At 32.3% G+C, this 16,300-nt stretch carries 7 protein-coding genes; all 7 read left to right on the top strand.

Features of this window, described 5'->3' with window-relative positions:
* Positions 1 to 59 precede the first annotated feature (59 nt).
* The 7 genes from Q0762_RS12245 to Q0762_RS12215 all read left to right on the top strand — a co-directional run bounded on the left by Q0762_RS12245 (position 60) and on the right by Q0762_RS12215 (position 16,242).
* Positions 60 to 905 (top strand): DMT family transporter, encoded by an 846-nt coding sequence (locus Q0762_RS12245; protein ID WP_298767193.1) that lies wholly within the window; start codon positions 60 to 62, stop codon positions 903 to 905.
* 398 nt (positions 906 to 1,303) lie between these two features.
* Entirely contained in the window at positions 1,304 to 4,459 is a 3,156-nt protein-coding gene (locus tag Q0762_RS12240; RefSeq protein WP_298767192.1) for a TonB-dependent receptor, read from the top strand.
* Between the two features lie 13 nt (positions 4,460 to 4,472).
* Entirely contained in the window at positions 4,473 to 6,335 is a 1,863-nt protein-coding gene (locus Q0762_RS12235) for a RagB/SusD family nutrient uptake outer membrane protein (RefSeq protein ID WP_298767191.1), read from the top strand.
* Between the two features lie 38 nt (positions 6,336 to 6,373).
* Complete coding sequence (locus tag Q0762_RS12230; protein WP_298767190.1) at positions 6,374 to 9,409, top strand: SusC/RagA family TonB-linked outer membrane protein; 3,036 nt, start codon at positions 6,374 to 6,376, stop codon at positions 9,407 to 9,409.
* Positions 9,410 to 9,436: 27 nt separating this feature from the next.
* Positions 9,437 to 11,164, top strand: coding sequence for a RagB/SusD family nutrient uptake outer membrane protein (locus tag Q0762_RS12225; protein ID WP_298767189.1), 1,728 nt, complete (start codon positions 9,437 to 9,439; stop codon positions 11,162 to 11,164).
* A gap of 37 nt (positions 11,165 to 11,201) precedes the next feature.
* Positions 11,202 to 12,326, top strand: a complete 1,125-nt coding sequence (locus Q0762_RS12220) for a DUF5627 domain-containing protein (RefSeq protein ID WP_298767188.1) — start codon at positions 11,202 to 11,204, stop codon at positions 12,324 to 12,326.
* A 397-nt stretch (positions 12,327 to 12,723) separates the two neighbouring features.
* Positions 12,724 to 16,242 carry a family 78 glycoside hydrolase catalytic domain gene (locus Q0762_RS12215; RefSeq protein ID WP_298767187.1) on the top strand — a complete coding sequence of 1,173 codons (3,519 nt, stop codon included), beginning with the start codon at positions 12,724 to 12,726 and terminating at the stop codon, positions 16,240 to 16,242.
* Positions 16,243 to 16,300: the final 58 nt, after the last annotated feature.

Genomic DNA, 16,300 nt, shown 5'->3' with positions numbered 1-16,300 from the left:
ATTTGCTTTGTTATTAAGTAAGATAAGAAATGTTTTAGGTTATATTTGTATCAAAATAAATGACACAGAACAAGGCTATTTTATATATGATTTTTAGTGCAATTGCGTTCGCACTAATGGGTTCTGTTGTAAAATATTTAAGCACATTTAATGTGTATCAAGTTGTTTTTTTTAGATCTGTAGGAACATTGTTGTTTACAGTACCTTTGGTGTTAAAACAAAAAGTTCCTTTTTGGGGTACTAATAAAAAATGGTTGATTATAAGAGGGATAACAGGTGTAATATCACTAACCTGCTTTTTTCAATCGTTGAATTACTTAAGTATTGGTACAGCCGTTTCGTTAAGATATACAGCTCCAATTTTTGCCGCAATTTTTGCATTATTTTTTTTAAAAGAAAAAATAAAACCCATTCAATGGTTTTTGTTTTTTATTGCCTTTTTGGGGGTTTTAATTATTAAAGGTTTTGGTGCAGATGTAGAATTAATAGGATTGGTTTTCGTGATTTTATCCGCCGTTTTTCTGGGCATCATTTTTGTAGTTATTCGTAAAATAGGCAATACAGAAAATCCTTTGGTAATTATTAATTACTTTATGTTAATGGCATTTGTGTTTGGTGGTTTAATGTGTCTAAAATACTGGGAACAACCAACCCTTACGCAATGGGTTTTATTTATAAGTACGGGTGTTTTTGGTTATTTTGGTCAGTTGTATATGACGAAAGCTTTTCAGTTGGCAGAAACTAATTTAGTGGCGCCTATAAAGTATTTAGAAGTTATAATTACCATAATTATTGGCACCTTTTGGTTTGGAGATATATACAATTGGTGGACGCTTTTTGGAATTTTGCTCATACTTTCAGGATTAATTTATAATATCTACATCAAACGAAAGTCAGATTCGTAGTCTTCACTGTTTTCTTTGTTTTAATGTTGGTAAATCCTTATTTTTCTTCTAATATTATTACTTCAAAGTGGAAAAAAATGTTAAATTTCTTATATTTTAACAAATATCTTTTTATCTTTCATTGCCATTATTTTCCAGGTGTATGAAAATTAGAATTTTTTTTCAATCGATTTGTATAATTGTGTTCAACGCTTAAAGAACTGAATTAGAGGAGGTTTTTGAGTTGAAAAAACAAATCAAAAGCAAAATGAATTAAATTTATATACAAAAAGGGTAAAATAATACATATTTTCAGTACAGTACAGGATACAGGAAAAGTCTCTTGTTTGTAATATTGTGTTATGTTTTTAAGATACTCTTAACATAATAGTTAATCCAAAAAATAATTTATTGTAAACATGAAACAAAATTTAAAAAAAAGAAATCCACTATTAGGTTTAAAGCTAGGGCTTTTTCTCCTGTTTTCGGGTTTCATATCTTTTAATATACAGGCCCAGGATAAAATTACTGGTATTGTTAAAGATGTTGATGGTATAACTTTACCAGGTGTAAGTGTAATACAAAAAGGAACTACTAGAGGAACATCAACAGATTTTGATGGTAAATACTCAATTAGTTTAACTGCTGGCCAAAAGATTTTAGTATTCTCTTATTTAGGATATAAAACTGTTGAAGTACCTGTTAATGGTAAAACTACCATTAACGTTAGCATGAAGATAGAATCTGAAAGTTTAGAGGAAATTGTAATTGTTGGTTATGGTACACAAAAGAAAGAAAGTGTGGTTGGTGCAATTACCCAAATTAAAGGTGCTGATTTACAGACCGCTGCAGGAGGTATAACTAATGTAGAGGAAGCCTTACAAGGTAACTTGCCAGGGGTAACTGCTATTCAGGGTAGTGGTATACCAGGTCAATCAGATGTGCAAATTTTTATTCGTGGTCAAGCTTCTTGGAATGGTGGTGGACAACCATTAATACTTGTAGATGGTGTGCCAAGAACAATCACAGATATAGATTTTAATGATATTGAAAACGTTTCAGTTCTTAAAGATGCTTCTGCAACAGCAGTTTTTGGTGTTCAGGGTGCAAACGGTGTAATATTAATTACTACAAAAAGAGGTAAAAAAGGTAAAGCGCAGTTATCTTTAAATTTTAATACAGCTATAAAAACAATTTCTAAGTTACCGCAAAAGTTAGATTCTTATGATGCAATTTTAGAGGCAAATTCAGCAATTTTAAGAGAATTGCCATATGTGCCAGGATCTTGGGATGCTTATCGCCCTTTAGGTGTTGCTGAACGTTATTTAGTGCCAAATGATCCTTTGTATCCTAATATTGATTGGAGAGAAGAAACTTTAAAAGATTTTGCTCAAGATTACAGAGTAAATTTATCTGTACGTGGTGGTGGTGATAATGCGAAATATTTTGGTAGTTTAGCATACCAAACTGTTGACGATATATTTGATGGTTCTAGATATGATAATGGTAAGGGGTATTCAAGTGAATTTAAATACGATAGATTTAATTATAGAACTAATATAGATTTTAATATTTCTAAGACTACAGAGGTTTCTGTAAATTTGGGTGGTTATTTAGGTACAAGAGAGGCTCCAGCCAACTTAAATGTAGTAACCAATGGTATTTATGAAATTGCTCCGAATGCATATACACCTGTATATGACGATGGTACTTTTGGAAGGGATGAATTAGATCTTTTTGGATTAACAAATCCTATTGTTAGTTTAACCAATACAGGTTACAATAGATTCACAACGTTTGAAATTAATACAGATGTTATTTTAAAGCAGAATTTAGATTTTCTAACAAAAGGATTAAGATTTGAAAGTCGTGTATCTGTAGATAGCAGGTCTACAAGTCTTCAGAGCTTAAATGATCCAGGAGGAGATGGACAAGAAAATGTGGTCTACCGTATTTTTGATTCAAATGGTGTAGAATTTTTTGAAAGCCCACAAGGTGTGAACGATTTTGCTTTTGTGCCTTTTCCTTGGACTGTAGGTGCAGCTCAGATTCGAGATGGTAATGAAGGTTCAAGAAATCAGCGTAGATATCGTAACTTTTTATATGATTTTTCTCTAAATTATGTGAATACCTTTGCAGATGTTCATAATGTTACTGGTTTATTTTTGGTAAGACGTAGAGAGTTTGCTACAGGTAACCAGCAATTTGATATTCATCGTGAAGATTGGGTTGCAAGAGCAACGTATGATTATGATAGCAGATATTTCTTAGATGTAAGTGGTGCTTATAACGGTTCTGAAAAATTCGGGCCAGGTTTTAGATTTGATTTCTTTCCAGCAGTTGGTGCAGGGTGGACAGTTTCTAACGAAGCTTTCATGGAAGATGTAGAATGGATAAACAAGTTAAAGTTTAGAGGTTCTTATGGTTTAATTGGAGATGATCAAGGAGGAAGTAGATTTGCATATCAAGCTAATTTTTCTCAAGGAGGTACAACTTACTTAAATCCAAATGAATATAGTAGTAGAGATTCTTATGTGTTTTTAAATGAAACTAGAGTAGGTAATCCTAATCTTCAATGGGAGACTGCCGTAAAATATAACATTGCTGCAGAAGTTAGTTTGTTTAATAATTTAGTTTCATTAGAATTTGATTATTTTGGAGAAAATAGAGACAACATACTTATTCCAGAAAATCAAAGAGCAGTACCAGAATGGTTTGGTACAGCGCCACCACCTTTTAATTTAGGTGCAACAGAAGTAAGAGGTTACGAGCTTGTAGTAAAGGCAAATTATACTTTTGCTAATGATTTAAATGTATTTGGTAATTTCTTTTTTACGGAAGCAAAAGATGTTGTAATTAATAGAGAAGATCCTGCTTTGAGACCAGATTATCAAAAAGCAGCAGGTTTTACAATTGGGCAACCTAGATCTGGTATTCCAGGTGAAATAATTACAAATTGGGATGATGTGTACAGTTCTACGCCAAGAATAAACGGACAAGAATCAGTTAGAATTGGTTATTACAATTTAATAGATTATGATGGAAGTGGTGCTTACGATGGTAATTTTGATAATGTGCCGTTTGGATTCCCAAATAGACCACAAAGATCTTGGAATGCAACTTTAGGTATGCGTTACAAAGGATTGAGTCTTTCTGCACAAGTTACTGGAACGCAAAATACAAATAGAAACTTTGCAAGTAGAACTTTTAATAATCAAACGGATGTGTTCTTTACACAAGACTTAAATTATTGGACTAAAGACAATCCTACTGCAACAAATGTGCAGCCAGACTTTAATTTGCCACAAGGATCTGTTAATGGAAGACAAAATTTCTTTGACGCTTCTTTAGTAAGATTAAGAAACGTTTCACTTTCTTACAAAATTCCAAAGAAAATCTGTAAGAATCTTGGGGTAAGTTCTTTAAACTTTTTTGCAAATGGTACAAACTTGTTATTATGGACAGATTTACCAGATGATAGAGAATTTAATGGAAATATAACAGCGGATTCTAGTTTTAGGGGAGATTATCCTACACTAAGAAGGTTTAATTTAGGTTTTAATTTAAATTTTTAAAAAATAACGAACAATGAAAAAATATTTAAAAATAGTAGTTATATCATTCGGGTTCTTATTTACATTCTCTTGTGAGGATTATTTAGATATCGCACCTGAAGTAGAGGTTTCTGTGGAGGATGTATTCGAAAATTTTGAGAACACACAGGGTTTCGTAGAAGAAATGTACGCTTTAGTAGTAGATTATGGTACTGCAGGTCATACGTTTCAAGATTATATGTTTGGTGATGATTCTTATCATCCTCAAGCATGGAAAGCAAGTGGTCAAATAGACAATGGTACTTTAGATTTTTGGTTTAGAAACACTTTAAGTTATTTAGGTAAAAATGTAAGAACTGGAGGTACCCTAGGTAATACAACGCATCAAACGGCTAGAGGTAGACCTCGTGTTTGGAGGGGAAGTATGGATGGTATTCGTAAGGCAAATCTTGTTATTGCAAACGAAGATTTATTAGTAAACCTATCTCAAGCAGAAAGAGATGTGATTTTAGGTCAGGCTTATTTCTTTAGAGCGTTTTTTCACAATGAAATCATGAAATTCTGGGGACGTTTTCCTCATATTCAAGAAGTTTTTTCTGGAGAAATTACTATTCCAAGGCCAGAAACATATAGAGAAGCAGCACTTTCTGTTAACGAAGATTACAAAAGAGCTATAGAGTTACTTCCTTTAAATTGGGATAACGAAACTTACGGTCAAAGAACGGTAGGAAACAATCAAGCTAGAATTACAAAGGGAACAGCGTATGCATTTCAAGGTAAAAATTTGTTATTGGCGGCAAGTCCGTTGATGTTCTTTAACAATCAACCAGGTATTAACACATACCAATACGATGTTGAATTAGCACAAATGGCAACAGATGCTTTTGCTGAATTTTTAAAACTGGTAGATCAAGGATTTTACGATTTTGCATCAGCAGAAAATTATGATGCTGTTTTTTGGAAGACGCCAAATGGTAACATGTGGCCTGGTATTTCTCCAGGAGCAAGAGAAATGGTATTTGGTTCACCAGGAGGTAATATTGTAGAAAATAGACGTTTTATGGTTACGGGTATACCAAGATCTATACATGGTATAGGTGGTGGTGCAGTAAGCAATATCACGCATAACTACATACAGAATAACTTTGGTATGGCAAATGGTTTATCTATAGAGGAAGATTTAAGTGGTGCTTTTGGAGAACCTACTTATAATCCTTTAAGACCATTTGACAATAGAGATCCACGTTTTTACAAATGGATAATTGTTGATGGAGACAGAATTAATGCCTCTAGTAATTTTCAACTTTTTTCAGATAATGGTGCTGGTAGACCAGGTCGTCACAGGTCAAATAACTCATCAATTACAGGTTATTTACACAAAAAGTTTTTACCTATTGATGATAATGGTGATCTTGGTACAAATTCAAATGGTTTGTTTAACCAATTTAATGGTAGACGTTACCACATGAGAGTAACAGATGTTTATTTAATGTATGCTGAGGCTTTGCATGTGGCGCAAGGTGCAAGAACGGCTCCAGCATCTTATCCTAAGACGGCAGAGCAAATTATTAATGAAATTCGTGCAAGAGTAAATGTACAAAATGTTCATGAAGATATTGTAAACGACAATAATAAGTTTATGGATGAAATTAGAAGACAAAGAGCAATTGAATTGTCTTTAGAAGCACATAGATGGGTAGATATTAGAAGATGGGGTGTAGCGCATTTAGATAAGTATAAGGTTAAAACAGCTTTAGATTTTGATAGAAGCTATACTTTCTTTAGAGAAAGTGTATTAACAACTAGGGTTTGTGAATACCCAAAACAATATTGGTTACCATTTGAAGCAAATCAAACTCAATTTTATGAAGGCTTCCCTCAAAACCCGGGTTGGTAAGCTTAAAAAATTCTTCTAAAAATATTAAAGAGAAAACAATGAAAATAAATAAAATATATAGGTTATTTGCTTTAGTTTGTATTACTATGTTATGTTCTAGTAATATGTTAACAGCACAATCAAAAGGTACGGAAGTGTCTTCTATTGTGATAGATGAGCAAGGAAAGCCTTTAAACAACGTAGCAGTTTTTGGTCCTAAGGGAAGTCAAACTTCTACAAATTTAAATGGTAAATTTAAGATTGCATTATCAGATAATGGTTCTTTAGTTATTCAAAAAAAGGGATTCGATTCAGTATTAGTATCTTTTGCGAATATTACTGATAAGATTACGTTAAAAAAGTCTGTGTTTTTAGCATCTGAAGATGATGAAATTAAGATGGGCGTAACTACAAAAAACAGACGTGAAATTATTGGAGCTGTTTCTAGTATCAGACCAGCAGACAGACTTACTTTTGACAATACACAATTTGTTAGAAATTACATTAATGGATTAATGTTAGGGGTAAGAGGTTCTTCAAATGTTAGAGGTTTAGGTAATGCTATTTTTGTTATTGATGGTGTTTTTGGACGTAATCCTAACTTCTTAAATATGGAGGAGGTAGAACAAATTACCGTTTTAAGAGATGCAAATGCCGTAGCTTTATATGGGAGCCAAGGAAGAAATGGTGTTATTGTAATTAATACCAAACGTGGTAAAGTAAATCAAAAAGAATTTAATGTAAATGTGATTACTGGATTCCGTACACCTTTAGAACTTCCAAATTATTTAGGTTCTGCAGATTATATGGAATTGTTTAATGAGGCTTTAGATAATGATGGTCAACCAGCTCAATTTTCAGATGATCTTATTGCAAACACAAGAAGTGGTAACAACCCTTTCCAGTATCCAGATGTAGATTTCTATTCTAAAGAATTTGTAAAACCTTTAATTAATACGTTTAACGTTATTACTGAATTTTCTGGAGGTAATGAAAAATCTCAATATTATGTTAACGCCGGTTGGAACAGAGAAGAATCTTGGGAAAATATTAGTCCAGATGCGAATAAAGGAAGAAACCGTTTTAATGTTAGAGGTAATATAGATTTTAGAGTAAATGATTGGATTACAAGTAGCCTTGATGGTATTGCTATTTTAGATTCAAATAAAAGTGCATTTTCTAGTTTATTAAATGCAGGTACTTCATTTAGACCAAATGATTATGCTCCTTTATTACCAATAAGCTTGCTTGATGTTAATGCAAGACCAGGTTCTAATCTAATTGATATTCTAGGTGCTGCACAATCTTTTGATGGTTTCTTATTAGGGGGTACACAACAATTTCAAAATAATACTCCAGTTGCTGAAGCAATTGCTGGTGGTACTCAAGAAAATATATTCCGTGTAACACAGTTTAATAATACAATTAACTTTGATTTATCAATGATTGCAGAAGGTTTAACTGCAAAGACGTACCTAAGTTTCGACTTTTTCGATTCTTTCAGAGAATTTGTACAAAATGATTATATTGTATACGAACCAGAATGGGAAAACGATAAGATCGTAGGATTAACTGAGTTTGGTGTAAATGAAAGAGATCAGATAGAACGAGTTAGTACAAATGATTTTGTTTCGAGATTGGCTTTTTATGGTTTATTAAATTACAAAAAAACATTCGCACAAAACCATTCTATTAATTCTACATTATTAGCATATTACAACACTCAAAAAAGTAATAATGTTTTACAAACAGACAAAGATGCGCATATAGGTTTTCAAGCAACTTATGACTTTAAGAAGAAATTTTTTGCAGATTTTAGTGGTGCTTACGTGCATTCTATTAAATTACCAGAAGGTAATAGAGGTGGTTTCTCACCAACTGTAGGTCTTGCTTACATTTTAAGTGAAGAGCCATTTTTAAAGGATAATAAATTCATCAACTATTTAAAAGTAAAAGCTACAGGTGGTATTATAAAATCTGATGCTGGTATTGATGGATACTTTTTGTACCAAGAGAATTTTACAAGAGGATCTACTTTTACATGGGATGATGACCGTAGTTCTAACAGAAGACAAAATATTACACAAGGAGCAAATCCTAATACAACTTACGAAGATAGAATTGATTTGAATTTTGGTTTTGAAGCACTAGTTATGAATTCTCTTTTCTTAGATTTTAATTACTTTAGATCTGAGTTAGATAAGCAATTAGGATTCTTAAATGCTGAATATCCTTCTTTCTACAATACATTTAGACCTAGAGATAACTTTAATAGTAATTTGTTTACAGGTTTTGAATTGGGTGCAAATTTCAATAAATCTTTTAAAGATTTTTCTATAGCAGTTGGAGCAAATGTTTTATACAGTCAAACAGAGGCATTAAAGAGATCTGAGATTAATGAGTTTGATTATCAAAATAGAGTGGGTACAGAATTATCTACAATATTTGGTTTGGAAGATCAAGGGTTCTATTCAGCAGCCGACTTTACACAAGATGTAGAAGGTAATTTTATTTTAAATAGTGACCTTCCTGTACCTAATTTTGGTGCTGTACAACCAGGTGATATAAAATATAGAGATCAGAACGATGATAATATTATTGATAATGATGATCAAGTAGCAATAGGGCAGGGAAGTAGTCCTTGGACTTACGGTTTAAATTTAAATATGAAGTATAAAAATTTCAATTTATTTTTATTAGGAACTGCACAAAACGGAGCTGTTGCAAATAGATCAAATAACTACTTTAGAGTAGATGGTAACGATAAATATTCTGAGGTTGTTTTAGGGCGTTGGACACCAGAAACTGCTAATACAGCTACGTTTCCAAGATTGTCTTCTGTAGCCAACCAAAATAACTTTAGAAATTCAACGTTTTGGTTGTACGACAATAGTTTCTTTAGACTTAACCGTATTCAATTAACTTATGAATTTGCAGATAATGTTTGTAAATCTATAGGAGCAAAAGATTTTAGTTTAAACTTTCAAGGAAACAATATTTTAGAAATCTCTAAAAACAGAGAAATTCGTCAATTAAATATTGGAGGAATTCCTCAGACGAAAGCGTACACATTTGGAGCGAGAATATCATTTTAATACAAATAGAAAATATAGATAAATAGAATGAAAAATTATACAAAATATTTGTTAGCTACGTTGTTTTTTACTTGCTTAGTGGCTTGTGAAAACTTCTTCGAACCTATTGATGAAAATAGGCTAGATTTTGAGTATGTAAGTGGTGATCCAGAATCTGCAGAAGGTTTACTTTTACAGGGTTACTCTCGTTTAGTAGATCAATATTCTTTTACTGAGGCAGCAACAGATGATGCTGTTAATAATCAGTTGAATAATGGTTTTAAACGTATGGCACTTGGAGAGTTAAATGCACAATTTAATCCTACTTCACGTTGGAATAATTACCAAAACGTTTTCTTTTTAAACAGATTTTTAGAAATTGTAAATGCTGGTGAAATTGTTTGGAACAGAGACGAAGTAATTAGTGATTTGTTTAACAAAAGATTAAAAGGAGAGGCACTTGCTTTAAGAGCTTTACATCACTTTTATGTGCTACAAGCCCATGCAGGTGTAGGTACTTCTGGGGAGTTATTGGGTGTTCCATATTTTACAGAGTTTATAGCATCTGATGGGGACTTTAATACACCAAGATTACCGTTTAGAGAAACTGTAGATGCCATCTTAAACGATTTTGATGAAGCTTTAACTTTATTACCAACAGATTATGGTTTAAGTGAAAGTAATTTAGACCCTATCTACGCAGACTTTACTGGAGATAGATTCTTACAATATGATGTAGCTAACGGTTCTCGTTATAATTTACGAATTACAGGTAGAATTGTAAAAGCATTAAAAGCAAGAGTTGCTTTATTTGCAGCAAGTCCTGCTTATTTAAATGATCAAGCTTTGTATCAAACTGCTTTAGATAATGCAATTGAAGTTTTAGAATTGAACGGTGGTTTAGGAGGTTTAAACCCAAATGGTTTGGAGTTTTATCTTTCAGAAAGCAATGTTAGTGAAGCAATTTTTAGAGGAAATATTGAAGGTCCTAATTCTTCTATTGAAGCAAGAATGTTTCCACCTTCTGTAAATGGTAGAGGAGAAATTAATCCTTCACAAAATTTTGTAGATGCTTTTCCAATGGCAGATGGTACTCCAATAGAGGAGTCAATGGCTTATGATCCTCAAAATCCTTTCTCAAATAGAGATCCAAGATTACAGAAGTTTGTGGTAGTTAATGCATCTTCTTTTGGAGGAGGAACGATAAACACTGGTTTTGGTGGGGGTATAGATAGACTTGATTCTATCCCAGAAAGATCAACAACAACTGGGTATTACTTAAAAAAGTTATTAAGACCAGATGTTAGAATTAATAATGATAATACAACCGTAGATCAAAGACATTTTGATGTTTATTTTAGATACACAGAATTGTTTTTAATCTTTGCAGAAGCAGCGAATGAATTATTAGGTCCAGATACGCCAGCAGCAAATGGTATAACTGCAAAACAAGTTATTGAAGCAATACGAGTAAGAGCGGAGATTTCAAATCCTTCAGAATATTTAAACTCAATTACAAGTCGAGAAGATATGCGTCAACTTATTAGAAATGAAAGACGTTTAGAATTAAGTTTTGAAGGTCATAGATTTTGGGATTTAAGAAGATGGCAAGCGCCATTAAATGAAACGATAAGAGGAAATTTTTTCGATGGAAATAGTTATATAGAAATTCCTTCAGTTGAGGCAAGAAATTACCCAGCACACGCTAATTATTTGCCAATACCAAATGATGAGGTTTTTAAATTTCCAGCAATCGAACAAAACAGTGGTTGGTAATTGAACCAAAGAAATATTTATAATAAAAAACAAAGAAATGAAAATTAAATTAATAGTAATATTTGCAATAGTACTTGGTTTTATGTCTTGCGAGAATCAAGTTTTTGTCTCTGATGATTTTGGTTCAGAGTCTGTGTTTTTTCCTTTTCAGACACCTGTAAGAACAATATTACAAGGAGATTTTGATCTAGGATTTAATGACAATGATAATGAAGGTCGTTTTGAAATTGGCGTGGTAATGTCTGGTGTTATTGAAAACAAAGAGGACAGACGTGTTAGTTTTGAACTTGCACCAGAATTAATAGATGCAATGGCTATTGGAGTTGATTCTGTAAACGTACAAGCATTACCAGAATCTTATTATACTATAGGAGAAAGTCCAATAGTTATTCCTGCGGGTTCTATAGATGGTAGAGTTTCTATTCAATTGAATGATGCTTTTTTTGATGATCCTTTATCTTTTGCTCCTTTTGGAGAAGTACATTATGTAATTCCATTAAAAATCACACAAATTCAAAATTTAGATTCTCTTTTAACTGGAATTCCTATTGTTGATAACCCTATTAGAATTAAAGATGCAGATTGGAATCCTGCTCCTAAAGATTATACACTTTTTGGTGTTAAATTCATGAACAAATATAGCGGAGTTTATTTACGCCGTGGAGAAGATAATGTAGTAGGAACATCTACTTTTGATGACTTCTCTGGTCAACCAGTAACTAGTAGCATTGATACTACATCAGTTTATCGTGCAGAATTTGTTGTACAAGATGAGTTAGCACCTGTAGTAACTAGTGGAAGAAATAGTGCTACTGTTTTTAATCGTGTTAGAAGAGGTGCAATTGCAAGTAATTCAGAAGTGGCTTTAGAATTAGATTTTAGCGATAACGGAGACATTACAGTTTCTAGTGCAGAAGGAGAACCACTTGTAGTAACAGGTACTGGAAGATGGGTAGAAGATGGAGATGAATGGGGTGGAGAAAGACGAAATGCAATTTACTTAGAATATCAATATAGAGATGTTGAAGTTGTGTCAGTAACATCTTTCGGATCTTTGGTTTCTCAAACCACAGTTGATTTATTACATACGGTTAGAGATACCTTAGTAATTAGAAATAGAGACGTTAAGTTTGAGGAATTTGTTTTAGAGTTACAAGAGTAATTACAAGAAATAGAAACCTATTTAATTGCAGTACAAAAATAAAAACTACACTTATATTTGGTAAGTTTATAACCCATTACTATTTTAAATAGTAATGGGTTTTTTATGGGTTATATTTTCTTTAATTTAAAAAGAGTTGCATGAAAAATATTGGAGTATTTTTTAGAATAACAAGAGGTACTAATTTTACTTTAGTTAGCAATGGTTTTAAAGCATGTTTCAAAAGTAATTTATAAATCAATTTATGTTAGCCAATTTCTGCATTTAGAACAGATAATTGGGAATACTTTTTCAGGACAGGACAGGATGCTAATCCAACCTTGTAATTATATTTTTAACCTTATGAAATTTTTGTGTAACGCAAAATAAAATTTAGATAACAATTAAGGAATCACTTATGTTTAAAAACAGTTTTTTATTTATACTAATATGTGCTTATTGTGCGGTAAATGCTCAGAGTCAAGCAACTTCAGAAAAACCAAATATCATCTTTATTTTAACAGATGATCAACGTTTTGATGCCATTGGTTATGCAGGGAATAAATTTGTGGAAACGCCAGAAATGGACGATTTAGCAAAAAAAGGTACTTATTTTAAAACAGCAATTGTTACCACACCAATTTGTGCAGCTAGTAGAACCAGTATTTTAACAGGATTGTATGAAAGATCGCATAATTTCAACTTTCAAACTGGTAATGTTAGAGATGAATATATGGATGAATCTTATCCAAGATTATTAAAAGATAATGGATATTACACTGGTTTTTATGGAAAATATGGGACAAGATATAACCATTTAGATAAGCAATTTGATGAGTATGAATCTTACGATAGAAATAATAGATTTAAGGATAGAAGAGGATACTATTATAAAAAATTAAATGGCGAAATTGTTCACTTAACAAGATATACTGGTCAAAAAGCTTTAGATTTTATTGATAAAAATGCAGATAATAAAGAGCCTTTTTGTTTATCATTAAGTTTTAGTGCACCACACGCACACGATGGTGCTCCAAAACAATATTTTTGGCAAGAACCTTTAGATGCTATGTTAGAAGGTACTACAATGCCTGAGCCAGAATTGGCAGATGATAAATATTTTTTAGCACAGCCAAAAATTGTAAGAGATGGGTTTAACAGATTACGTTGGACATGGAGATATGATACTCCAGAAAAATACCAACACAGTTTAAAAGGATATTATAGAATGATTTCTGGAATTGACTTAGAAATCAAAAAAATACGTGCAAAACTAAAAGAAAAAGGACAAGATAAAAATACGGTTATCATTGTAATGGGAGATAATGGGTATTTCTTAGGTGAACGTCAATTTGCAGGAAAATGGTTAATGTACGATAACTCAGTTAGAGTACCTTTAATTGTTTTTGATCCAAGAGAAAACACGCATCAAGATATAGATGATATGGTGTTAAATATTGATGTTACGCAAACCATTGCAGATTTAGCAGGTGTAAAAGCACCAGAATCTTGGCAAGGTAAAAGTTTAATGCCAATTGTTAGAAAAGAGAAACAATCTATCGAAAGAGATACCATTTTAATCGAACACATTTGGGATTTTGATAACATTCCGCCAAGTGAAGGTGTACGTACAAAAAAATGGAAATATTTTAGATATGTAAATGACAAAACTATAGAAGAGCTTTACAATTTAGAAAAAGATCCACAAGAAATTAAAAATTTAGTTGGTAAAAGAAAATACAGAAAAGTTCTAGCAAACTTAAGAGCTAAAACAGAAGAATTAATCAAAAAGAACGGAAACCATTTTAGAGCTGCTCCAACAGATTTAACAGTTGAGTTAATTAGAGAACCAAGCACAGAAGTTAAAGTTTTTGACTTAAAACCAGAGTTTGGGTGGACAGTTCCTTTAGGTGCAAAATACCAAGGTGCATATCAAATTTTAGTAGCATCAAACAAAGCAAGTATAGATGCAAATAATGGTGATGTTTGGGATAGCAAAAGAGTAGCGTCTTCAAAATCTACAGATGTGGAATATGGAGGAAAAGAGTTAGAAGTAGGTAAAACGTATTTCTGGAAAGTTAGAATTTGGGACGAAGCTAACAGATTGGTAGATTATGCTGAACCACAAAAATTTACAACAGGTAAAAGTGATAGCTATATCATTTCAACAGAAAATAAATTTGTAACCACATATGTTCAACCAAAGAAATTCCAAAAGTTAGGCGATTTATATGTGATGGATTTTGGCAAAGCAGCTTTTGCAACACTAAACTTCAACTACAAAGCAACAACTCCTCACACAGTAACTGTAAGAGTTGGAGAAATGGTAAACAAAGATGGTAGTGTAAACAGAACACCACCAAAAGTAAGTAACATAAGATATCAAGAAATTAAGGTTGATGTAAAACCTGGTAAAACCCAGTATCAGATTAAAGTTCAAACAGACGAACGAAATACCAGACCTAACAAAGCGATTGCTTTACCAGATGGTTTTCCTCCATTAGTTCCTTACAGATATGCAGAAATAGAAGGTTTTGAAGGAGAGTTGAAAGCAGAGGACTTTACACAATTGGCTTTTCATACCTATTGGGATGAGGAAGCGAGTAGCTTTAAAAGTAATAACAACATTTTAGACCAAGTTTGGGATTTATGTAAATACTCAATCAAAGCCACTACCTTTAATGGTTTGTATGTAGATGGAGACAGAGAACGTATTCCTTACGAAGCAGACGCATATTTAAATCAGTTAAGTCATTATACAACAGATAGAGAATTTGCTATGGCAAGAAGAACTATTGAGTATTTTATGAAAAACCCTACATGGCCAACAGAATGGCAACAACATGTACCATTATTAATTTATGCGGATTACATGTATACTGGTAATACAGAATTAGTAGAGCGTTATTACGAGCCGTTAAAACACAAATCTTTATTTGAATTATCTAACGAAGATGGATTAATTACTTCAACCAAGGTAGATAAAGAATTTATGAGAAAATTAGGCTTTCCTGATGGATACAAAAAGCCATTAACAGACATCGTAGATTGGCCAGGTAAAAACTTTAACAGAAGTAAAACAAAAGGCGAACGTGATGGTTTTGTATTTAAACCTTACAGTACCGTAATCAATTCATTTTTCTATGAAAACATGAAAATTATGGCAGAGTTTGCAAAAATCTTAGGAAAAACCCAAGAGGCTTTAGATTTTGAATACAGAGCTGTAAAAGCTAAAAAAGCCGTAAACGAACAAATGTTTGATAAAGAAAGAGGTGTTTATGTTGATGGTATTGGTACAGATCACGCTTCTCTACACGCAAATATGATGCCTTTAGCTTTTGGTTTAGTTCCAGAAGAACATTATGAATCTGTAGTAAATTACGTTAAGTCTAGAGGTTTGGCTTGTAGCGTTTATGGAGCCCAATTTTTAATGGACGGTTTGTATAATGCAGGCGAAGAGGATTATGCTTTAGATTTATTAACAGATACTTCAGACAGAAGTTGGTACAACATGATTAAAATTGGGTCAACGATTACTTTAGAGGCTTGGGATAATAAATATAAAAACAACCTAGATTGGAATCATGCATGGGGTGCAGTGCCAGCAAACGTAATTCCTAGAGGTTTATGGGGTATAAAACCTAAAACACCAGGTTTTGGTATTGCTACGATTAAACCTCAAATGAGTAATTTAAAAAATAGCGAAATAGAAGTACCTACAGTAAGAGGAACTATTAAAGCAAAATATACCTATAACGGAAAAAGATTACAGACTTATGAAATTGAAATTCCAGGAAATATGGTTGCAGAATTTTCTTTAAATGGTTCAGAAGGAAAAGAATTTATCCATAATGGAAAAAGTGTACCATCTGCATTTAAAATTGTAAGATTAACACCAGGTAAACATACCATTCAATTAAAAATAAATTCTTTTTAAATTTTGTAATCATATGAAATTATAATCGACAAAAAAGAGGTAGTAATCACTACCTTTT

The sequence above is a fragment of the uncultured Polaribacter sp. genome (genome assembly GCF_947495205.1).
Classification (GTDB): Bacteria; Bacteroidota; Bacteroidia; order Flavobacteriales; family Flavobacteriaceae; genus Polaribacter.
The sequence above is the reverse complement of the archived record's forward strand: the minus strand, read 5'-3'. Positions and strand labels throughout refer to the sequence as shown.

Bases quoted from the DNA above. Each gene is read 5' to 3' on its own strand.
- Q0762_RS12245 (WP_298767193.1), top strand. From the start codon at position 60: ATGACACAGAACAAGGCTATTTTATATATGATTTTTAGTGCAATTGCG.
- Q0762_RS12240 (WP_298767192.1), top strand. From the start codon at position 1,304: ATGAAACAAAATTTAAAAAAAAGAAATCCACTATTAGGTTTAAAGCTA.
- Q0762_RS12235 (WP_298767191.1), top strand. From the start codon at position 4,473: ATGAAAAAATATTTAAAAATAGTAGTTATATCATTCGGGTTCTTATTT.
- Q0762_RS12230 (WP_298767190.1), top strand. From the start codon at position 6,374: ATGAAAATAAATAAAATATATAGGTTATTTGCTTTAGTTTGTATTACT.
- Q0762_RS12225 (WP_298767189.1), top strand. From the start codon at position 9,437: ATGAAAAATTATACAAAATATTTGTTAGCTACGTTGTTTTTTACTTGC.
- Q0762_RS12220 (WP_298767188.1), top strand. From the start codon at position 11,202: ATGAAAATTAAATTAATAGTAATATTTGCAATAGTACTTGGTTTTATG.
- Q0762_RS12215 (WP_298767187.1), top strand. From the start codon at position 12,724: ATGTTTAAAAACAGTTTTTTATTTATACTAATATGTGCTTATTGTGCG.